Below are 19564 nucleotides of genomic sequence, written 5' to 3'. Positions count from 1 at the left end.
CCGTCGAGAGCGGTTCCCGTCGGCGGCGGGCCGATCCGCCGCCGGTCACATCCGCTCAGCGTGTCGCGTCCCGTACGCAGCGGAACCCGGTGTGGCCGCTGGAGCTGTCCGGTGTGTTGGCGCTGCGCGCGGCGACGCGGTAGCGGTTGCAGTAGGAGCGGTGGCACATGTGGGAGCCGCCCCGGATGACCCTGTCGGTGCCGGCGGCCGGGCCGGTCGGGTTCATCGCCGTACGACCGTCGTGGTCGGTGGACCACCAGTCCGCGCACCACTCCCACACGTTGCCGGACACGTTGTACAGGCCGTACCCGTTGGGCTCGAAGGCGTCCACGGGGGCGGTGCCGCGGTAGCCGTCGGCGGCCGTGTTCTTGGTGGGGAAGGTGCCGCGGAAGATGTTGCAGCGGTGCTCGCCGTCCGGGTCCAGCTCGTCGCCCCACGGGTAGCGTCGCTGCTCCAGGCCGCCCCTGGCCGCGTACTCCCACTCCGCCTCGGTCGGCAGCCGCTTGCCCGCCCATTGGGCATAGGCGTCGGCGTCGTGCCAGGACACGTGCACCACCGGATGGTCCGCCCGCTCCTCGACCGAGCTCCCCGGGCCCTCCGGCCGGTTCCAGACGGCCCCGGCCACCGCGCACCACCACGGGGTGTGCTCGGGACGCGGGGCACCGCGGCGCAGCACGCCGGGCAGGAAGGAGGCGAAGACGTACGACCAACCGATCCGCTCGGCGTCGGTGACGTACCCGGTGTCGGCGACGAACGCGGCGTACCGCTCGTTGGTGACCGCGTACGCGTCGATACGGAACGGGTCCAGCCGCACCGCCCGCACCGGCCCCTCCCCGTCCGCCGGGAAACCCTCGGCGTCCTCGGCTCCCATGAGGAACTCGCCGCCCGGCAGCAACACCGTCCCGTCGGTCCCGGCCTCGGCGCGCCGCTCGGTCGTGGGGGAGGGCAGCCGTCGTACGGACTCGGCCGGACGCCCGGCCGACGGCATGCAGCAGCGGCCCGGTGGGGTGGGCTGATCGGCCATCGCTTTCCGGCACCTTCTCTCGTCGCGACGCCCGATCCTCTCAGGCGTACCTGTCGAGGTGACGGGTGCCCGAGGTCAGTCCCCGATCGCGGCCGTGATCAGCGACTGCAACTGCTCCGCGGTGTCGTCGAGCGGCTGGGCGCTGCGCTTGGCGCGGCACATGGCCACCGTCCCCTCCACGGCCGCGACCACGAGCGTGGCAAGCTGCCCCGCCTGCTTCGCCCCGACGCCGTGCTCGCGCAGCGAGCCGGCCAGCAGGCGCTCCCACTCGGCGAAGACCTCGGCCGCGGCCGCCAGCGCGGCGGGCGTCTCGTCGTCGACCGGCTCCTCGATGGAGACGGCGAGGACCGGGCAGCCGGCCCGGAAGTCGCTGTCCACGACGATCTTTCGCCACAGAGCCAGGAAGCCCCGCAGCCCGGCGACCGGCCCCGCCGCCAGCTCCTTGCGCAGGACGCGCGCGGTCCACGCGCCCGTGTAGCGCACGGCCTCGGTCGCCAACTGCTGCTTCCCTTCGGGGAAGTAGTGGTACGTCGAACCGAGCGGCGCCCTGGCGTGCTTGGCCGTATCTCGGATGCTCGTCGCGTTCAGGCCGCGCCTGCTGATCATGTCGGCGGCGCCGGCCACGATCCGCTCGCGCGCCGACGGGCTGGGCTCGGTCACGTACGAGATCCCTTCTGACCCCACTGGCTATAACGACCGTCATAGTCTAGCGTGACCCCCGACTATAACGACTGTTATAGCCCTGCGCTGATCACGAAAGAGGTACGCCCCATGCCGATGATCCGCCTCACGGCCCCGGCCGGTGCCCTGACCGAGGAGGGCCGCGACAGCATCCAGCGGGACCTCGCCGCGGTGCTGCTCCGCTGGGAGGGCGCGCCCGACACCGCGTTCTTCCGCGCCCAGGCCTGGAGCTATCTCGTCGAGCTGCCCGAGGGTGCCCAGACCACGGCCGAGGACGACGCGCCGCGCTTCCTGGTGGAGGTCACCGTCCCGCAGGGCGCCGTGTCCGAGCGCCGCAAGGCCGGCCTGGTCGAGGAGGCGACGAAGACCGTCCTGTCCGCCGCCGGACTGACCGCCGATGACGCCCTGCGGGTCTGGGTGCTGGTGCATGAACAGCCGGACGGCACCTGGGGTGCCGGCGGCTCGGTCATCCGGTACGCCGACCTCGTGGCCCTCGCGAAGGGACCGCGGGCCGATGCGTGAACTGACCTACGTCGCCCGGCATTCGGTCGAGTGGCGCGAGGCCCCCGACCCCGGGCTCCGGTCCGACCAGGAGGCGATCGTCGCCCCGGTGGCGGCCACCTCTTGCGACGTCGACTCCGCGATCCTGGCTGGTCACGGCTTCATCGAGCCTCCCTTCGCCATCGGGCACGAGTGTGTGGCTCGGGTCGTCGAGCTCGGTGACGGGGTGACGTCCGTCGCCCCCGGCGATCTGGTCGTCGTCCCCTGGTCCATCAACTGCGGCACCTGTGACCGCTGCCGGGCCGGACTCACCGCGCACTGCGCGTCCGTGCCGTACATGGCCATGTACGGCGCCCCGATCGGCGGCAGTTGGGGCGGACTCTTCTCGGACCTGGTCCGCGTCCCCTACGCCGACGCCATGCTCGTCCCCCTGCCCGCAGGCCTCGACCCGGTCGCGATGGCCTCGGCCGGCGACAACTGGTCCCTCGCCTGGCGTCTGGTCGCACCCCATCTCAAGGCCCGCCCCGGAGCACGGGTGTTGGTCGTCGCCCGCGGCAGCATCGGCCTGTACGTCTGCGACATCGCCCGCGCGCTGGGCGCCTCAGAGGTGCTCTACGTCGATCCCGACCCCGAACACCGGGCCCTCGCGCGGGACTTCGGAGCCGGTACCGCCGAGTCCCTGGAGCCCTTGCCGCAGGGTTTCGACATCGCAGTCGAGGCCACCGGCCGGGTCGACCAGCTGGCCCTGGCCGTGAAATCCCTTGCTCCGGAGGGGATCTGCGAGAGCGCGGGCAACCACTTCCGCCCCGGGGAGCTGCCCCTGCTCGACATGTACCTCACGGGTGTCACCCTGCGCGTGGCCCGCGACAACGTCCGTGCCCACATCCCCGACGCCCTGGAACTCGCCGCCTCCGGCAAGGTCGACCCGGGGCGCGTGGTCTCCCATGTCATCGACTGGGAGGACCTGCCCGACGCCCTGCCGGGGCAGCGCCTGAAGCCCGTCTTCGTCCGGGCGGACGGCTGACTGCGACCAGCGGTATCCCGCTGACGTGAACGCGTAGTCTAGGAACCCCGCGAGCGGGCGGGTGCCGTCTTCGGCGACCCACTCCTCGGGGATCAGGACTCCGCCTACTCCTGGTCGTCGTTGTCGGTGACGTCGACCAGCGGCTGGACGCCTGACGCAGCGCGGGCCAGGGTTCCAGGTCGGCGCACCGCCCCAGCTCCCGCCGGATGAGCTCACCGTTGGCCGCGGCGTCGATCGGCGCCGTGCCCTTCGAACAGCTCGATCGCGGTCGCGGCGATCTGCCGGCGCAGGGGGACGAGCGCTCCTGGACGACGGCCTGCTTCCGCGCAAGTTCCGCATCCGTCACGCGATTGGTGAGGGTCCCCGGAACCGTGAGCGAGCGGCCATGGGCCCTGATGACACGAAGGTCCGACCAGGTGCCGCTCCGTGAGACCCGCTGCCGCTCCTCGATGCGCGTGACCTCGCTCCAGGGGGCCACACGCCTGCTGACGAAGGTACGGAATTCCAACTCCGTCGTGGTCAGGAGGACCTGCCCGTAGATCGAGTTGACCGTGCTCAAGAGCACGACTGTTGAAGCCGATCCACGCCTCGGGCACGTCCATGACAGTACCGACGCACACTCGAACAACGACCACCCTGGCTTGACGAGTTACGTGCCCGAGGTGTCTGTGCGGCCACGGCGCTACACCAACGGCTCGCTCAGCTCGATCGCCCGCCGGGCCGCCGCCAGGGCCTGTTCGTCGCCGACGTCCATGGCCGTGTCGGTGAGTTTGATGACGTGCTCGTCGCCGTGTGCGAGCGCCTGTTCCAGGACCTCTTCCGCCGTCAGACGGGCCGGGGGCCGGTAGGCGACCGGGGTGGCGGGGGCGTACAGCGCGGTGACCGCCGCGGACGCCGTCCAGGCCGCGTGGAGGCTCGGCGCCCACAGTTCGCGGGGCAGTGAATCCAGCGTGCGCAGCACCGCGTTGGGTGCCGTCGCCGCGTGCACGAGCATGGTCTCCTCGCCGTGACCGTGGGTCGCGTACCGGTGCGTGGCGGCCCGTACGAGCTCCGTCAGGCGCTCGCGGGCGGTGTCCGGATCGGTCACCTCGCCCGCCCAGAGCGGGAGTTGGTGTACGGCGGCCAGCCGGGCCGGGAAGCCCTGCGGTCCCTCGGCGATCGCGGGAACGGCGTTGAGCGAGGCCGCGGCCGTCGGCGCGCCGGGCAGGGTGGTGATGCCGGAGACGGGGTGGTGGCGGGCCGCCCAGTAGCCCAGGGCGTGGGCGAGCTCGGTTCGGCGGGGTGCGTTCTCGCCGGATTCCAGGGTGCGCACGGCGTGCCCGGCCCGGATCACCGGATGGGTGGACCCGCCGTACATGCCCGGCAGCAGGCGCGGCCACCACTCGGCGAGGACGCCCCGCCACGGACGCTCCGCGAGCGTGCGCGAGAAGTGGTCGATCCAGTCCGCCGCCCGGCGCGGATCGCCCAGCGCCGCGGGCCAGTTGGCGTCCGTGACGGGTGCCACCCGGTCGGGGAAGTCCTCGAACTTGTCGCGGTACAGGTCGAGCCAGCGGTGCACGGCGCCCGCCTGCCCGTGCGCGGCGAGCGCCTCGACGACCATGGGAGCGTGGTTCGTGAGCCGGCCGAGACGTTCCGGTCCGGTGGCGTGGACTCGTTCCAGGGCTTCTTCGAGCTGTCCGGTCGTGGCGGTGGTCTCCATGGACACGACACTAGGCACCGGTCCACGGCACGGGATCGGGCGCGGGAAGGAAGCGCGGCAGGCTTCCGGTCCTAGACCCCGAGGACCAGATCCACGCTGCGGTGTCCGGTTCCGTCGGCGGACACGACGGGCGCGGCGGCCCGCCCGTCGATCGTGCACGACCTCACCCGGCTGCCGCCCCCGGTGAGGGTGAGGTCGAGCGTCATGTTCCGGTAGCGCAGGCCGCGCAGGCTCACCGCACCCCACCGCGGCGGCAGACACGGCCGCAGTCGTACGGCGTCCTCGGTGAAGGCCAGCCCGAACAGACCGTCATGGACGAGCCGCAGGTACGCCGTCGCCGACCAGGTCTGGTCCGGCTGCGAGACGAAGTGTTCGGACCGCCCGCCGCCGCCCTCCTGCCAGCCGCCGTCGACCGCGCCGGTCACGGAGTCGTACAGCTCGTAGAAGTCGTTGCCGCTCGCCGCGACCAGCGCGGCGAACCGGTCCACGGCCCGCTCGAACCGGTCGGTGCGGCCGGCGTCGGCGGCCGCGTTCCCGTACAGCCCGTGCACCATCGGCCACACCATGACGTTGTGCCGTCCCGGTCTGCTGTCGTCGAAGCGCGGGAAGTGCGGCCACACGTTGACGATGCCGTGCGGCTGCCAGTGCGTGCGGTCGAGGATCAGACGGGCCCGTCGCTCGTCGGCCACCCCGCACAGAACGGACAGGGCGAGTCCGGCACCCTCCTGGGAGGTGTCGACGTGTCCGTCACCGCGGACGAAGTAGGCGTACGTCCCCGCGTCCTCCCGCCACAGCTGCCGGTCGACGGCCCGCCGGAGGTGCGCCGCCTCTGTCCGCAGCGACGCCGCCCGCGTCGGCTCACCCACGGCGTCGGCCATGTCCGAGAGCGCCGAAAGGGCGCCGTAGTAGAGGCAGTTCGTCGACAGGCACATCAGATGGCCGGTGCCGGGGTGGTCGAGGACGAAGGACGAGTGCACCTGGGCGGAGGCGGGCGGGCTCGGGTAGCCGGAGATGCCGTCGTTCATGAAACCGGGGCCCCGGAACAGGCCGTAGGAGGCGTCGAAGTCGAGGGTCCGGCGCGCGGTGAGGGTGTTGGCGGCGGTCTCGTAGGCCTTGGCCAGGAAGGCGCGGTCGCCCGTGACCCGGTAGTGGTGCCGGGCGGCGACGATCCACACGACCTGGTCCCACCACTGATCGTCCTGCTGCACGACGAGCCCGTCCGGACCGCGGTCCACCACCGACCAGAGCGTGTTGCGTCCGACGGCCGGCGCGAGCAGGCTCACCGCGCTCCACGCGTTCACAGCCGCGTCCCGCGTCCACCGCTGCGGCGCGGGATACCCGCCACCGGCCCGTACGACGGTGCCGGGCGGGTAGGCGAGCAGCCCCGCCCTGTCGTACACCGACGGGGCCGCGGCGATCGTGTGGGGGCCGGCCAGCATCGCCAGGGCGGTCGAGTAGAGGTCGCCGAGCCGGTGCTGGACGGCGGGGTCGGCGAAGGTGAGGGTGGGCATGGTGTACCCGTTCCCCTGGGCCGCCGCCCGCGCACTCGTGGCACCGAGGACCGTCACCGCGGCCAGGAAACCCCGCCGGGAGAGCCGCCCACGGCTGCTCCGTTCCTCGACCGGCATGCTCCGTCCCTCCTGTCTCCCGGAGCCAGGATGACCCCGGGAGCTGTGGAACGAGCGCGGCGGTGAACGGTCGCGGGATCAGGCGTTCGGGTCGAACGCGATTCCGGACGGCTTCGCCGAGGAGAGGTGCGCGGCGAAGTTGGCGTCCTTGAGGCCGAAGTTGGCGCTGCCGAAGTCGTACGCGCTGAGCTTGTCGCGCAGGCCCGCGGGGTAGCCGTTCCAGCCGACCAGCGGCGGGTACTGCCAGGTGTGCTTGTCGTTCTCCGGCGGCTCGTCGCCCGAGTTCGCCAGCCGGAAGCAGTGCGTGCTGATGCCGTCCTTGTGGTAGACGATCTTCGCGTGGCTGCCGTCGAAGCGGACCTCGGAGGCCGCGTGCACGGTGAACGAGCCGTGGTTGGACGTCGACACGTACTTGACCTGGCCGTCCTGCACCCAGACCACCACGTGCTCCCAGTCGTGCCGGTGCCCGCCGATGCTGCTGCCCGAGACGGCCTGGTCCTTCTCGAAGTACAGGCCGTACATGTAGGCGCACCAGCCGTTGTTGCACTTGTAGCGCGAGTAGCTGTTGGTGTTGTCCAGGTCGGACGCGTCATGGCACTCGCCGCTGAGCGAACCGGTCGGCTTCAGGCCGCCGTTGATCGTGCCGTCGGGCCCGATCGCGGGGGTGGAGTAGCAGCCGTCCGTGTCGTAGTCGAAGGCCGGCTGGTACGTGAACTCGGCGGCCTCGGCATTGGCCTGCAGCGCCTTCGGCGGCGCCGCGAAGGCGGCGGACGGGAACGCCACGACGAGCACGGCGGCACCGGCCAGACCGGTCAGCCATCTCCTGCGGTTCGCCTTGAACTTCGATGACGACACTGCGTCCTCCTCCTGGTCCGGGCGCAGCCCAACGGCTGTGGGGGGCAAGGGAGTTCAGCATCGCGGCTTTTCACTTCCGGGCCAAGAGGTCACAGGCGTACCAGTGGTGAAGCACAGTGCAATATTGCGGTGGTGACGGGATGTCAGGCCTCGTCCTCCGGGAGGTCGGCCGCCGCCTCCTCCGGTGCGAGGTCGGGCCGCAGCCGCAGCCAGGAGGGCTGGCGGAGCAGACCGGCCCGGGTACGGGTGCTGTAGCGGACCTCGCCCACCAGCCGCGGGACGACCCAGCGCGCACCGGCGACCTTGGGGACGGGGTCGAAGGGGCACACGTCCGTCGCGGCGGCCGCCAGCAGCGCGGCCAGCTGGGTGCGCTCGGCCTCGCTCCAGCCGGTGCCGACATTGCCGACGTAGCGCAGCCGGCCACCGGCCCGCTGCCCGACCAGGACGGCGCCGGGCAGTGCCGACAGCCGCCTCTTGCCGGGCACCCAGCCGCCCACCAGGACGTCCTCGCTGTGCATGTTGCGGATCTTGATCCAGGTGCGGGAGCGCACCCCGGGCTCGTAGACCGAGTCCAGCCGCTTGCACACCAGCCCCTCCAGACCGTGCTCCCGGGTGGCCCGCAGGGCCTGTTCGCCGTGTCCGACCAGCGCGGCGGGCGTGGACCAGAACGGGCCGTCCAGCCCGAGCCCCTCCAGCAGCGCGCGCCGCCGGGCGTAGGTGAGCGGGGTGAGGTCCTGGCCCCCGAGATGCATCACGTCGAACAGCACGAGGTGGACGGGCACCTCGGCCGCCTGACGCGCCGCCTTCCCCGGCGAGTGCACCAGCCCCATCCGGGACTGGAGCAACTGGAAGTCCGCGCGGCCCTGTTCGTCGAGCGCCAGCACCTCCCCGTCCAGCACGGCGGGAGTCACCCCCAGTGCCGTGCCCAGCGGGCGCAGCTCGGGATAGGCGCCGGTGATGTTCTCGCCGGACCGGGCGCGCAGCAGCACGCTGCCGTCCCCTTGGAGGTAGGCCACCACACGCTGGCCGTCCTGCTTGGTCTCATAGGCCCAGCGGGCGTCCTGTGCTGTCGGCGGGAGGGTGCCCGGCGTGGCGAGCATCGGCGGGATCTGGGGGAGCGTCACGGGGTGAGATGTCGACGGTGACGCCTGCCGCCACGCGCCGGGGCCACCGGTTTCCCCTGAACGGGCGCTGCCCGAAGGCCGGCCCGCCGCCCAAGGGCTGTCGAAACGCGAGCTTCCGCAGCGGCCGCAGGGCCTACAGACTGCTCGACGGCGTCAGCAGGTCGTCGAGTCCGACCCGGCGGAAGAACTCCACCCGGATGCGGTCGGCCACTGCGGACACCACCTCGCTGCCGTCCCGGCTCGGGTCCACATGGACCCGGAACGGCCGCTCGCCCGAAGGGAGTTCGATGCTGCGCACGACCGCGGCCGCGACCTCCGCCACGTCGGCGTCCGGCGGTATCAGCCGGGCCAGCCGCTCGTTCACGTCGTCCATCAGCGCCTTGTACCGGGCGTCGTAGTCGGCCGCCCGTTCACCGTCGGCCGGAGTGCCCGCGTGGGCGAAGTGGTTCGTCCCCGAGGTGAAGGCGCCGGGCACGACGATCGTCGTGTCGATCCCGAACCGGACGACCTCGGCCGCGTAACTGACCGCGAGGGCGTCCATGGCGGCCTTCGCCGCGAAGTACGGGGCGAGGAAGGGCGGGCAGCCGCCGCGTGTGCTGGAGGAGCCGATCCATACGAGGTGGCCGTGCCCCTGCTCGCGCAGCCGGGGGAGTGCCGCCCGGTTGACGCGCTGGGTGCCGAGCACGTTGGTGTCGTAGACGTCCGCCAACTGCTCGGGCGTGAACGCCTCGGCCGGACCCAGCACCATGTGCCCGGCGTTGTGCACCAGGACGTCGAGGCGGCCCTGCTCCTCGACGACCCGGGCGACGGCCGCGTCCGCGCTGTCCTGCCGGGTGACGTCGAGCTCCACGGCGCGCAGGTCCACGCCGTGCTCGGCCGCGTGGGCGGCGAGGTCGGCGGCGGCCCGGGCGTTACGGGTGTCCAGGGCGCGCATGCCCGCGTAGACGGTGTGGCCGTGCGCGGCGAGCGCGCGGACGGTGAGGGCGCCGAAACCGCTGGAGGCGCCGGTGACGAGGACGACCTTGCCGTCGTTCATGACTGTCATGACTGTTCCTCACTGTTCCTCTCGAATCCTCTGGATGGGGTCGGCCGCGCCCGGTGCGGGCGACGAGCCGTCAGATGATGCCGCCGTTGGCCCGCAGCACCTGGCCGTTGACCCAGTGGCCCTCGCCGCCGACGAGGAAGGCGACGACGGCCGCGATGTCCTCCGGCGTGCCGAGCCGCTCCAGCGGCGCCTGCGTGGCCAGCCGGGCCACGGTCTCCTCGTCCTTCCCGTCCAGGAAGAGGTCGGTCGCGGTGGGGCCGGGTGCCACCGCGTTCACGGTCACGTCCCGGCCGCGCAGCTCCCGGGCGAGGATCAGCGTCAGGGCCTCGACCGCGCCCTTGCTCGCCGCGTAGGCGCCGTAGCCCGGGAAGGCGAGGCCCACCACCGAGCTGGAGAAGTTGACGAGCGCTCCGCCGGGCAGCAGCCGGCGCGCCGCCTGCTGGTCGACGACGAAGGTGCCGCGGATGTTGGTGCGGTACACGGCGTCCAGGTCGTCGAGGTCGAGTTCCGCGACAGGGGACAGGGGCATCCGGCCGGCCGCGTGCACGACCGCGTCGACACCGCCGTACGTGGCCTCCGCCAGGTCGAACAGGGCGGCGACCTCGGTCTCGTCGGCGACGTCCGCACGGGCCGCGTACGCCGTACCGCCGGCCGCCGCTATGCCGGCCACGACCTCGTCCGCCGCGTCCTTGTTGCCGGCGTACCCGACGACGACCGCGAACCCGTCGGCGGCGAGCCGCTGGGCGACCTGCCGTCCGATGCCGCGCGAACCGCCGGTGACGATCGCGACACGCCGGTCCTGCTGGGGCTGAGTGGTCATGACTGCATCCTTTGTTAGCGCTGTTACGGTTGACTCGTATCGACGATAACACAGATTCGTAGCGACGGTACAGTCAATTCGTATCGGCGCTACGGATGGCGTACCTTTGACCCATGGATGCGAGGGAAAAGATCCTGGAAGCGGCCACGGAACTGCTGGCCAAGGCGCCGGTCGCCGATGTCTCCACCCGTGCGGTGTGCGAGAAGGCCGGGGTGGGCGCGCCGATGCTCTACCGGCTGTTCGGCGACAAGGCGGGGCTGCTGGCGGCCGTCGTCGACCGGGGGTTCGAGGAGTACCTCGCCTCCAAGCGGGCGGCCCGGCCCAGCGGAGATCCGGTGGCCGATCTCAGGAGCGGCTGGGACAACCACATGCGCTTCGCGCTGGACCACCCGAACCACTACCGGCTGATGTACTCACCCGAGCTGACGATCCCGCCCGCCTCCGCACAGGAGGCGCACGCCCTGCTGCACGAGATCCTGGAGCGCTGCGCGGCCGCCGGACGGCTCACCGTGCCGCCGGCCCTCGCCACCCGGATGATCATGTCCGCCAATGTGGGGGCGGCCCTGTCCATGCTCACCAGGCCGGAGCAGTACCCCGACCCGCAGTTCGCCGAGCGGCTGCGCGACTCCGTGCTCGGCACGCTGACCCGGCCTGCCGAGGGCGAGCAGGCGGGGGAGCGGGACGGTCCGGACAGGGCCTTGCCCGTCGCCGCCGCCACGCTGGCGGCCCGCTTGCGTGCCGAGCAGTCCCCGGTGTTCACCCCGGCCGAGTCCGCGCTGCTGGAGCAGTGGCTGGACAAGCTGTCCGCGGGCTGACGCCGCGCGCCCGGCCGGCGATGCGACGTGCGCTCTCAGCGCTCGCCGGGCGGCGGGGCCTGCACGAGCCCCGACTGGTAGGCGATGACGACGAGTTGGGCGCGGTCCCGGGCGCCCAGCTTCGTCATCGCGCGGTGCACATGGGTGCGGACGGTCAGCGGGCTGACGTAGAGCTTCTCGGCGATCTCCTCGTTGGAGTGGCCCTCGGCCACCCACGCCATCACCTCCCGTTCCCGGGCCGTCAGCGCGGACAGATCCTCGGACACGGCCAGGCGTGCGCCCTGCGCCGGGGCCGTCAGGAAGCGGGCGATCAGCACGCGTGTGGCGTGCGGCGACAGCAGCGACTCGCCGGACGCGACCGTGCGGATGCCGTCCAGGAGGGCGTCGGCGGTCACGTCCTTGCCGAGGAAGCCGCTCGCGCCGGCCCGCAGCGCCTGGGCCACGTACTCGTCGATCTCGAACGTGGTGAGGATCAGCACGCGTGTGCCGGACAGTTCCGGGTCGGCGCAGACGACGGTCGTGGCGGCCAGGCCGTCGGTGCCGGGCATCCGGATGTCCATCAGGATCACGTCGGGGCGGTGGATGCGCGCCAGGTCGACCGCCTCGGCGCCGTCGGTGGCCTCGGCGACCACCTCCATGTCCGCGCAGGAGTCGATCAGGATCCGGAACGTGGCCCGCAGCAGGGCCTGGTCGTCGGCGAGCAGCACGCGGATGGTCATGGTGTCCGTTCTTGTCGTCTCATGGCTCGCGTTCCTCAACTGGCTGAGTGTCACGGAGCGGTCGGGTACAGGGGGAGCCGGGTGGTGACCTCGAAGCCGCCCTCCAGCCGGTGACCGGCCTGGAGTGCGCCGCCGACGGACCGGGCACGCTCACGCATGCCGATCAGCCCGAAACCGTGGCCCGGGGCGGGCTCGGCGGGCGCGACGGAGGTGCCGTCGTCGGTGACGGTGATCGTCAACTGGTCGTCGCCGTAATGGAGACGGACACACACCGCTTTCGCCTCGGCATGCTTGGCGACGTTGGTCAGCGCCTCCTGCACGATGCGGTACGCCGTCAGGTCCACGCCGGGCGTCAGCGCCCGGGGCGCGCCCTCCGTGGTCACCCGCACGGTCAGACCCGCTCCGCCGAACGCGTCCGTCAGGTCGGTCAGCCGGTCCAGCCCCGGACTCGGGGCCAGCGGCGCGTCCGGGTCGTCCCCCTGGCGCAACACGGCCACGGTCGCCTTCATCTCGCGCAGCGCCGAGGACGTCGTACCGGCGAGGCCGGTGAGGATCTTCTGGACCTGCTCGGGGTGGGTGCGGGCCAGATGGGCGGCCGTACCGGCCTGGGCGTTGGCCAGCGCCAGATGGTGGGCGACGACGTCGTGCAGCTCGCGCGCGATGCGCATGCGCTCCTCGGCGACCCGGTGCCGGGCCTCGTCCTCCCGGCTGCGCTCGGCGTACTCGGCACGGGCGTGGACGGCCTCCAGATAGGCCTCCTTCATCCGCACCGTGCTGCCGGTCGCGACCGGCAGCACCAGCCAGGCGGCCGGACCGAGGGTCTTCAGCGGCCAGGGGTGGTCGTTGGGGTCGATGGCGAAGGCCGGGATCACCACCGCGAACAGGGTGCCGAAGAAGAACAGCCGGGTGTTCCTGCGGTCGGTGTCGGTGGCGAGCCGGAACAGGGCGAGCATGACCGGGCCCAGCAGCAGCGGGGTGAGCAGATGGCCCAGCGCGGCGGCGCCGGCCGCCGCGAGTCCGGTCACCGTGACCACGGTGCGGGGGTGGCTGCGCTGCCAGAACAGGGCCGCGCAGGAGACGGCCGCCAGTGCGATGGTCGGCAGCACCGAGTCGTTGCGGTGTGCGCCGGGCACCTGGATCTCGCTGCCGAAGAGGAAGGCCGCGAACAGGAGCGCGGCCGTCATGGTGTCGACGGTGCGGACGTGGTCGTCCGCGTAGCGCTGCCAGGGGATGCTCATGGCATTTCTCCGGTCGTGGTTCCTGGGGCCATGGTGGTCGATGCCCGCCGGGAACGGCGGACGAGGGTCGCCCGTGTCCGTCGACACGGGCGACCCTCCCGGGGGGATGGGGCGAGGGTCAGAGACGGGCGGCCTCCTGGGCGGTCGGCTCGGCCGGGGCCGGATCGCCCGGGTCCTTGCGGGTCAGCCCCTCGCCCTCGACGTCGACCACGGGCAGCACCCGGTCCAGCCACCGCGGCAGCCACCAGGCGGCCTTGCCGAGCAGGGCGAGGACCGCGGGCACGAACGCCATCCGGACGACGAACGCGTCCAGCAGCACGGCCGCCGCCAGACCGAATCCGATCATCTTGATCATCGACTCGCCGGCCCCGATGAAGCCCGCGAACACCGCGATCATGATCAGGGCGGCGGCCACGACGACCCGCGCACTGTGCCGGAAGCCGGTGGTGACCGCCTGGCCGGGCCGGTCCCCGTGGACGTAAGCCTCCCGGATCCGGGAGACGAGGAAGACCTCGTAGTCCATGGCGAGGCCGAACACGATGCCGACCAGGAAGATCGGCATCAGGTTCATGATCGGCCCGGTCTCCGACACGCCGAGCAGATCGGCGCCGTACCCCCACTGGAAGACCGCCACCACCGAACCGAGTGCCGCGAGGACGGAGAGGAGGAAGCCGAGGGCCGCCTTGAGGGGGACCAGGACGGAGCGGAAGACGACCAGGAGGAGGACGAAGGCCAGGCCCACCACGACCATGAGGTAGGGGATCAGCGCCGACTGAACCTTCTCGGAGACGTCGATGTTGAGTGCGGTGGTTCCGGTGACGGTGAAGGTCGCGCCCGTCGAGGAGTCGATGGCCGGACGGTCGTCACGGATGGCGTTGACCAGGTCCTGGGTCTTCTTGTCGCTCGGGCCGGTGGACGGCGTGGCGGAGAAGACCGCAGTGTCACCGGCCTTGTCGTAGCGGGCCGCTGAGACGGACACGACCCCCTGCTCGCCCGCGATCTTCTCCGAGATCGTCTTCACCGCGGCCTTGGAGTCCCCAGCATCCGTGGTGTCCACGACGATCGTCAGCGGCCCGTTGAAGCCGGGGCCGAACCCCTCGGCGAGGGCGTCGTAGGCGCGTCGCTCCGTGGTGGACGTCGACTTCACCTCGTCGCCGGGCATGCCCAGTTGCAGATCCGTCACCGGCAGGGCCAGCGCGCCCAGGCCGACGACGCTGAGCAGCAGTACGGCGGCGGGCCGGCGCAGCACGAACCGTGCCCAGCGGCTGCCGCCGTTGGTCTCGCTCGCCTCCTCGATACGGCCGCTCCTGCGGGCGGAGCGCGCGAGGACCCGGTTGGGCCACCAGCCGAGCAGCGCCGGGACCAGTGTCAGCGAGATCAGCACGGCGATCATCACCGCGCCCGCCGCGGCCAGGCCCATCTTGGTGAGCATCGGAATGCCCACCACCGACAGGCCGGCCAGCGCGATCACCACGGTGAGCCCGGCGAAGACGACCGCCGAGCCCGCGGTGCCGGTGGCGAGCCCGGCCGCGTCCCGCGGGGTGTGTCCCTTGGCGCGTTCCTCGCGGAACCGGGAGACGACGAACATGGCGTAGTCGATACCCACCGCGAGCCCCAGCATCGTGGCCAGCGTGCCCGTGGTGGACGACAGCCCGAAGGCGCTGGCCAGGGCGAGGATCGAGGCCATGCTGATGCCGACGCCGACCACCGCGGTCAGCAGCGGCAGCCCGGCCGCGGCCAGCGAACCGAACGTCAGCAGCAGCACCACCGCGGCGATCCCGATACCGATCGCCTCGGCCGTGCCGCCCGCCGCCGGCTGCTCGGCGAGTGCCGTACCGCCGACCTCCACGGTCAGCCCCGAGTCCCGGGCCTGGTCGATCGCGGTCTCCAGGTGCTTCTTGCTCGCGTCCGTCAGGTCGTCGGCCTTCTCCCCGAAGGAGACCGTCGAGTACGCGGTCGAGCCGTCCTTGCTCACCGCCTTGCCCTTGAACGGGTCGACGGCGGAGGTCACCTGGGAGCCGTCCGCCGCCTCGCGCACGAAGTCCTCGATGGCCGACCGGTGGGCGGCGGCGGTCACCTTCTGCCCGTCGGGCGCGACGAAGACGACGCGGGCGCCGGCCGCGTCGGCCTGGGTGCCGGGGAAGCGCTGCTCCAGCAGGTCGAACGCCTTCTGCGACTCGATGCCGGGCATGGTCGAGGTCTGGTCCTCGGCGGCGGGGGCGGTCGCCGCACCGACGCCGACGCCGACCAGCACCGCCACCCACAGCAGAACGGTCGACAGGCGTCTGCGGAAGGCCAGTCGGCCCAGACGGCACAGAAATGTGGCCATGAAACGGAGGTCTCCCCATCTGATCTCGGGTACCTCCCCAGACTCCCGGGACGGGTCCGTCACGTCGTCGTGCGTCTGCCGACAATCGCGGCTACTGAGAACGCAGTACGGGGCCGCGCGCCCGTCATCCCCGAGCACGACAGCACCGTCGAAGCGGTGGTGAAGCGGGCTACACCACGGGTTCGGGAGCGCGCTCCATCGAGTCGGCGGGCCCGCGCCGGAAGGGTTGTCGGTGCACCAACAATCCACCGTACGAAAGGAAACCTCCATGAAGTCCCTGCTGGCATCGCGGCCCGTGCTCTGGTTCCTGTTCCTGTTCAACCTGGCCGTCGCCGCGGTGGCCCCCTTCGCCGTCGACGGGGCGCAGGGCGTGCTGACCTGCGTCGGCATGGGAGTCGTCTCCCTCGGGGCGGGGGTCAGCCTGCTGCGGACCCGGAACAAACCGGCCTGAGGGCCGCCGACCGTCGGCCGGCGGCCCTCAGGCGAGGAGGCTCAGCCCACCTTGGAGGCGTCGGCCGACACCTCGGCGACCGCGGGAACCGCCGCGGTCGCGGTGACGGGACGGCGGCGCGGGATGAACGACGCCACGGCGAAGGCCAGCAGGGCGGCGCCCGCACCGATGGCCATGACGACCTTGAAGCCGTTCTCCGAGGGCAGCGAATAGCCGCCCAGGCTGATCGTCATCTGGGACAGCACGACACCGGCGATGGCACTGGCGCACGACGTACCGATCGAACGCATCAGCGTGTTGAGGCTGTTGGCCGCGGCCGTCTCCGACGGGTCCACGGCGCCCATGATCAGGGCGGGCATCGCGCCGTATGTGAAGCCGATGCCTGCACCGATGACGCAGGACACGAGGACCAGCTGCCAGACCTCGGACATCAGCAGGATGTTGAGGCCGTAGCCGAAGGCCACGATCAGGGCGCCGATCATCAGCGTCACCTTCGGGCCCTTGGCCTTGGAGACCGCGGCGGAGACCGGGGCGAGGGCCATCATCACCAGGCCGCACGGCGCCATCACCAGACCGGTGGTCAGCAGCGACCTGCCCAGGCCGAAACCGGTCTGGGCGGGCAGCTGCAGCAGCTGGGGGAGGACCAGGGACATCGCGAACATCGAGAAACCGATCGCGACCGAGGCCAGGTTGGTGACCAGCACCTGACGGCGGGCGGTGGTGCGCAGATCGACCAGCGGCTCACTGGTGCGCAGTTCGAAGAAGCCCCACGCGACGAGCACCACGACGGCCGCCGCGAACAGGCCGAGGGTGGTGCCGCCGGTCCAGCCCCAGTCGGCACCCTTGGAGATCGCGAGCAGCAGACAGACCAGCCCCGTGGCCATGCCGATGCCGCCGACCACGTCGAAGCGGCCGCCGGTACGCACCGCGGACTCCGGCACGAACAGCACCACCAGCACCAGCGCGATGGCACCCATGCCGGCCGAGCTCCAGAACAGCATGTGCCAGTCGAAGTGGTCCGCGATCAACGCCGCCGTCGGCAGACCCAGGGCACCGCCCACGCCGAGCGAGGCACTCATCAGCGCGGTCGACCCGGCCAGCTTCTCGGCGGGCAGCTCGTCGCGCATGATGCTGATGCCCAGCGGCACCACCGCCGACGCCATTCCCTGCACCGCCCGCCCGACGATCATCGGCACCAGCGACTCGCTGAGCGCGCAGACGACCGAACCGACCACCAGCAGGACCACGCTGAGCAGCAGCATCCGCCGCTTGCCGAACATGTCGCCGAGCCGGCCCACCACCGGCGTCGCGACCGCGCCGGCGAGCAGCGTGGCGGTCACGGCCCAGGCGGTGTCCGACGCGGGAGCGTCCAGGAGCTTGGGCAGCTCCGGGACGATCGGGATGACCAGGGTCTGCATCAGCGAGACGACGATGCCGGCGAAGGCCAGCACCGCCACCACGGCGCTCGACCGCGGAGCGGCCGCATCGCCCGGGTTCGCAGGTCTGGACAGGGCGTCGGACATGAAGGGTCCTCCATGGGGGACGGTGAGGGGAGTCGGAATCTCCGCCGGTTTAAGTCAGGCGCTTGACTTACCTTAAGGGCTCGGTTTGCCTGATCGTGCAGCGACCGCCGGATCGGAGGAGGGCGTATGTACCCGAGCGAGAACCGACAGCCCCTGAGCTATCCGTTGCACGGCAGTACGGCGCTGGAGGCGCCCGACGAGTGGGACGGACTGCACGAGCAGTGCCCGTTCGCCGAGGTGACGCTGCCCAGCGGGGACGCGGCGACGCTGCTCACCCGGCACGAGGACGTCCGGCAGGTCCTCGCCGACCCTCGCTTCAGCAGCGTGCTGCGGGCCCGGGGCGCGGCCCGCATCTCGGACGAGGAGTCCGGCGGGGTGTTCGGCAGCGACATGGCGATGGCCATCCCGGCCCACGGCGAGGCGCACCAGCGCTGGCGTCGGACGGTGGGCAGATGGTTCACCGCCGAGCGCATCGCCTCGCTGCGGCCGGGCATCGAGGCGATGGCCGAGAAGCTGGTCGACGACATGGTGGCGCACGGGCACCCGGCGGACCTGCGGACCCGCCTCGCCTACCCGCTGCCCGTGTGGGTGATCTGCGACCTCCTGGGTGTGCCGGCCGCGGACCACGACCGGTTCGCGTACTGGTCGGACGTGATGCTCAACCTCACCCGCTACAAACAGGACGAGATCGAGCAGGCGCAGGACGACTTCGTCGACTACCTGGCCGCGCACGTCTACACCAAGCGCGAGACCCCGAGCGCCGATCTGCTCAGCGACCTGGTCATCGAGTGGGACCCCGACGGTCTCCCCATGTCCGAACGGGAGTTGGTGTTCACCGGGCAGGCACTGCTGGTCGCCGGGCACGAGACCACCACCAACGTCATCGGCAAGACGGTGGCCCTGCTCCTCGCCGACCGCCGCCGCTGGGAGCGGCTGCTCGCCGACCGTTCGCTGGTGCACTCGGCGGTCGAGGAGGCGCTGCGCTTCGACCCGGATCCCGGCATCGGCGTGCCCCGCTATCTCGACGAGGAGGCAGAGGTCGCCGGCCATGTACTGCCGTCAGGTACGACGGTCATGTGCTGTACGGCGGCCGCCAACCGGGACGCGACGGTCTTCGACACGCCCGGCGAGATGGTCCTGGACCGCAGCCCCAACCCCCACCTGGCCTTCGGCACCGGACCCCACTCCTGTCTGGGGCAGGCGCTGGCCCGCGCGGAGCTCCAGTCCGTCCTGCACGTGCTGTTGCGTAGGCTTCCGTCGCTGGAACTCGCCGCACCGGCGGCGGACCTGCGACGGCTCGAGGGGCTGGCCGTCGGAGGGCTGAGCGAAGTCCCGGTGCGGTGGTGAGGATGACCGGCAGCAGGACGGTACGGGCGGAGCAGGTCAGCGCGACCCGGGAGCTGATCCTGACCGCGGCCGAGCGGCTGTTCGCCGAGCGCGGAGTGAACGCGGTCTCCAACCGCCAGGTCAGCGAGGCCGCCGGACAGGGCAACAACACCGCGGTCGGCTACCACTTCGGGACCAAGGCCGACCTGGTCCGCGCCATCGTCCGCAAGCACACGGTCCGCATCGAGGAGATCCGCGCCGAGCTGCTGGCCGGGATCGGCGACTCCACGGAGGTACGGGACTGGGCGGACTGCCTGGTCCGCCCGATGCCCGAGCATCTGGGCCGGCTCGGCGGTCCCACGTGGTTCGCACGGTTCTGCGCGCAGGTGACGACCGACCCGGCGCTGCACCAGATCATGCTGGAGGAGTCCCTCGCCTCTCCTTCCCTGCGCGAGTGCATCGACGGCCTGAACCGCTGCCTGCCGGACCTGCCCCCGGAGGTCCGCGCGGAACGCGGCGAGATGGCCCGCCACCTGATCGTCCACATGCCCGCCGAACGCGAACGAGCCCTCGCCGAGGGCCGCCCCACCCCCCGCTCCAACTGGCACGACGCCGCCACCGGCCTGTCCGACGCGATCATCGGCCTGTGGCTGGCACCGGTGGCGCCGGGGCGGTGAGGGCGGCGGGGCATGTGGCCGGACGGGTGTGCCGCCGGGGCGCTGACGGTCGGTGGCGGCTCGGCCGGCCTCACTCCGAGGCCGC

The 19564-nt window shown here is 71.9% G+C and carries 18 protein-coding genes; 6 read left to right on the top strand and 12 right to left on the bottom strand.

The genetic code is table 11. The annotated features are described in order from the left end of the window. Positions 1 to 55 precede the first annotated feature (55 nt). Both ACQEWB_RS01285 and ACQEWB_RS01280 read right to left on the bottom strand, forming a co-directional pair. Entirely contained in the window at positions 56 to 1024 is a 969-nt protein-coding gene (locus ACQEWB_RS01285; protein WP_432826079.1) for a formylglycine-generating enzyme family protein, read from the bottom strand. A gap of 75 nt (positions 1025 to 1099) precedes the next feature. Then, positions 1100 to 1684 carry a TetR/AcrR family transcriptional regulator gene (locus ACQEWB_RS01280; protein ID WP_432826077.1) on the bottom strand — a complete coding sequence of 195 codons (585 nt, stop codon included), beginning with the start codon at positions 1682 to 1684 and terminating at the stop codon, positions 1100 to 1102. 111 nt (positions 1685 to 1795) lie between these two features. Between ACQEWB_RS01280 and ACQEWB_RS01275 the strand changes: the two genes are divergently transcribed. Further along, positions 1796 to 2227: a tautomerase family protein gene (locus ACQEWB_RS01275; protein ID WP_432826075.1), complete on the top strand. Its 432-nt coding sequence runs from the start codon at positions 1796 to 1798 to the stop codon at positions 2225 to 2227. Next, the gene (locus ACQEWB_RS01270) at positions 2220 to 3230 is read left to right on the top strand and encodes a zinc-dependent alcohol dehydrogenase (protein WP_432826073.1); all 1011 of its coding nucleotides are present in this window, start codon (positions 2220 to 2222) and stop codon (positions 3228 to 3230) included. The genes ACQEWB_RS01275 and ACQEWB_RS01270 overlap by 8 nt, the downstream gene beginning before the upstream one ends. 682 nt (positions 3231 to 3912) lie before the next feature. Here ACQEWB_RS01270 and ACQEWB_RS01265 read toward each other — a convergent pair. The 6 genes from ACQEWB_RS01265 to ACQEWB_RS01240 form a co-directional block, all read right to left on the bottom strand. Then, positions 3913 to 4929, bottom strand: a complete 1017-nt coding sequence (locus tag ACQEWB_RS01265) for a questin oxidase family protein (protein ID WP_432826071.1) — start codon at positions 4927 to 4929, stop codon at positions 3913 to 3915. A gap of 71 nt (positions 4930 to 5000) precedes the next feature. Then, positions 5001 to 6557 carry an MGH1-like glycoside hydrolase domain-containing protein gene (locus tag ACQEWB_RS01260; RefSeq protein ID WP_432826069.1) on the bottom strand — a complete coding sequence of 519 codons (1557 nt, stop codon included), beginning with the start codon at positions 6555 to 6557 and terminating at the stop codon, positions 5001 to 5003. Between the two features lie 78 nt (positions 6558 to 6635). Further along, a complete protein-coding gene (locus tag ACQEWB_RS01255) occupies positions 6636 to 7412 on the bottom strand; it encodes an NPP1 family protein (protein ID WP_432826067.1) in 777 nt (258 codons plus the stop codon). A gap of 143 nt (positions 7413 to 7555) precedes the next feature. Then, complete coding sequence (locus tag ACQEWB_RS01250) at positions 7556 to 8536, bottom strand: ATP-dependent DNA ligase (protein ID WP_432826065.1); 981 nt, start codon at positions 8534 to 8536, stop codon at positions 7556 to 7558. Between the two features lie 133 nt (positions 8537 to 8669). Next, positions 8670 to 9572, bottom strand: coding sequence for an SDR family NAD(P)-dependent oxidoreductase (locus ACQEWB_RS01245; RefSeq protein WP_432843593.1), 903 nt, complete (start codon positions 9570 to 9572; stop codon positions 8670 to 8672). A 79-nt stretch (positions 9573 to 9651) separates the two neighbouring features. After that, positions 9652 to 10401, bottom strand: coding sequence for an SDR family oxidoreductase (locus ACQEWB_RS01240; RefSeq protein ID WP_432826063.1), 750 nt, complete (start codon positions 10399 to 10401; stop codon positions 9652 to 9654). 113 nt (positions 10402 to 10514) lie between these two features. Here ACQEWB_RS01240 and ACQEWB_RS01235 point away from each other — a divergent pair, with 113 nt between their 5' ends. Further along, complete coding sequence (locus ACQEWB_RS01235) at positions 10515 to 11216, top strand: TetR/AcrR family transcriptional regulator (RefSeq protein WP_432826061.1); 702 nt, start codon at positions 10515 to 10517, stop codon at positions 11214 to 11216. A 35-nt stretch (positions 11217 to 11251) separates the two neighbouring features. Here the strand turns inward: ACQEWB_RS01235 and ACQEWB_RS01230 are convergent, their stop codons facing one another. The 3 genes from ACQEWB_RS01230 to ACQEWB_RS01220 all read right to left on the bottom strand — a co-directional run bounded on the left by ACQEWB_RS01230 (position 11252) and on the right by ACQEWB_RS01220 (position 15502). Further along, entirely contained in the window at positions 11252 to 11935 is a 684-nt protein-coding gene (locus ACQEWB_RS01230; protein ID WP_432826059.1) for a response regulator, read from the bottom strand. A gap of 50 nt (positions 11936 to 11985) precedes the next feature. Then, positions 11986 to 13173: a sensor histidine kinase gene (locus tag ACQEWB_RS01225; protein WP_432826057.1), complete on the bottom strand. Its 1188-nt coding sequence runs from the start codon at positions 13171 to 13173 to the stop codon at positions 11986 to 11988. Between the two features lie 118 nt (positions 13174 to 13291). After that, complete coding sequence (locus ACQEWB_RS01220) at positions 13292 to 15502, bottom strand: MMPL family transporter (RefSeq protein ID WP_432826055.1); 2211 nt, start codon at positions 15500 to 15502, stop codon at positions 13292 to 13294. Positions 15503 to 15770: 268 nt separating this feature from the next. Here ACQEWB_RS01220 and ACQEWB_RS01215 point away from each other — a divergent pair, with 268 nt between their 5' ends. Then, positions 15771 to 15953, top strand: coding sequence for a hypothetical protein (locus ACQEWB_RS01215; RefSeq protein ID WP_432826053.1), 183 nt, complete (start codon positions 15771 to 15773; stop codon positions 15951 to 15953). Positions 15954 to 15994: 41 nt separating this feature from the next. On the opposite strand, the gene ACQEWB_RS01210 is transcribed toward ACQEWB_RS01215, so the two are convergent. Continuing rightward, on the bottom strand, positions 15995 to 17476 hold the full coding sequence (locus ACQEWB_RS01210; protein ID WP_432826051.1) for an MFS transporter: 1482 nt from the start codon (positions 17474 to 17476) through the stop codon (positions 15995 to 15997). Positions 17477 to 17602: 126 nt separating this feature from the next. On the opposite strand from ACQEWB_RS01210, the gene ACQEWB_RS01205 reads away from it, so the two are divergent. Together ACQEWB_RS01205 and ACQEWB_RS01200 are read left to right on the top strand one after the other, a co-directional pair. Beyond that, a complete protein-coding gene (locus ACQEWB_RS01205; protein WP_432826049.1) occupies positions 17603 to 18823 on the top strand; it encodes a cytochrome P450 in 1221 nt (406 codons plus the stop codon). Continuing rightward, positions 18817 to 19479 (top strand): TetR/AcrR family transcriptional regulator, encoded by a 663-nt coding sequence (locus ACQEWB_RS01200; protein ID WP_432826047.1) that lies wholly within the window; start codon positions 18817 to 18819, stop codon positions 19477 to 19479. Before ACQEWB_RS01205 ends, ACQEWB_RS01200 begins: the two co-directional genes overlap by 7 nt. The last annotated feature ends 85 nt before the right edge of the window (positions 19480 to 19564 follow it).

It is taken from the genome of Streptomyces sp. CA-249302 (assembly GCF_050936785.1).
Taxonomy (GTDB): Bacteria; Actinomycetota; Actinomycetes; order Streptomycetales; family Streptomycetaceae; genus Streptomyces.
The sequence above is the reverse complement of the archived record's forward strand: the minus strand, read 5'-3'. Positions and strand labels throughout refer to the sequence as shown.

Excerpts from the sequence above, each read along its gene's own strand:
- ACQEWB_RS01235 (WP_432826061.1), top strand. The coding sequence starts at position 10,515 with ATGGATGCGAGGGAAAAGATCCTGGAAGCGGCCACGGAACTGCTGGCC.
- ACQEWB_RS01205 (WP_432826049.1), top strand. The coding sequence starts at position 17,603 with ATGTACCCGAGCGAGAACCGACAGCCCCTGAGCTATCCGTTGCACGGC.
- ACQEWB_RS01245 (WP_432843593.1), bottom strand. The coding sequence starts at position 9,572 with ATGAACGACGGCAAGGTCGTCCTCGTCACCGGCGCCTCCAGCGGTTTC.
- ACQEWB_RS01270 (WP_432826073.1), top strand. The coding sequence starts at position 2,220 with ATGCGTGAACTGACCTACGTCGCCCGGCATTCGGTCGAGTGGCGCGAG.
- ACQEWB_RS01210 (WP_432826051.1), bottom strand. The coding sequence starts at position 17,476 with ATGTCCGACGCCCTGTCCAGACCTGCGAACCCGGGCGATGCGGCCGCT.
- ACQEWB_RS01260 (WP_432826069.1), bottom strand. The coding sequence starts at position 6,557 with ATGCCGGTCGAGGAACGGAGCAGCCGTGGGCGGCTCTCCCGGCGGGGT.
- ACQEWB_RS01285 (WP_432826079.1), bottom strand. The coding sequence starts at position 1,024 with ATGGCCGATCAGCCCACCCCACCGGGCCGCTGCTGCATGCCGTCGGCC.
- ACQEWB_RS01220 (WP_432826055.1), bottom strand. The coding sequence starts at position 15,502 with ATGGCCACATTTCTGTGCCGTCTGGGCCGACTGGCCTTCCGCAGACGC.
- ACQEWB_RS01265 (WP_432826071.1), bottom strand. The coding sequence starts at position 4,929 with ATGGAGACCACCGCCACGACCGGACAGCTCGAAGAAGCCCTGGAACGA.
- ACQEWB_RS01275 (WP_432826075.1), top strand. The coding sequence starts at position 1,796 with ATGCCGATGATCCGCCTCACGGCCCCGGCCGGTGCCCTGACCGAGGAG.
- ACQEWB_RS01230 (WP_432826059.1), bottom strand. The coding sequence starts at position 11,935 with ATGACCATCCGCGTGCTGCTCGCCGACGACCAGGCCCTGCTGCGGGCC.
- ACQEWB_RS01225 (WP_432826057.1), bottom strand. The coding sequence starts at position 13,173 with ATGAGCATCCCCTGGCAGCGCTACGCGGACGACCACGTCCGCACCGTC.
- ACQEWB_RS01240 (WP_432826063.1), bottom strand. The coding sequence starts at position 10,401 with ATGACCACTCAGCCCCAGCAGGACCGGCGTGTCGCGATCGTCACCGGC.
- ACQEWB_RS01215 (WP_432826053.1), top strand. The coding sequence starts at position 15,771 with ATGAAGTCCCTGCTGGCATCGCGGCCCGTGCTCTGGTTCCTGTTCCTG.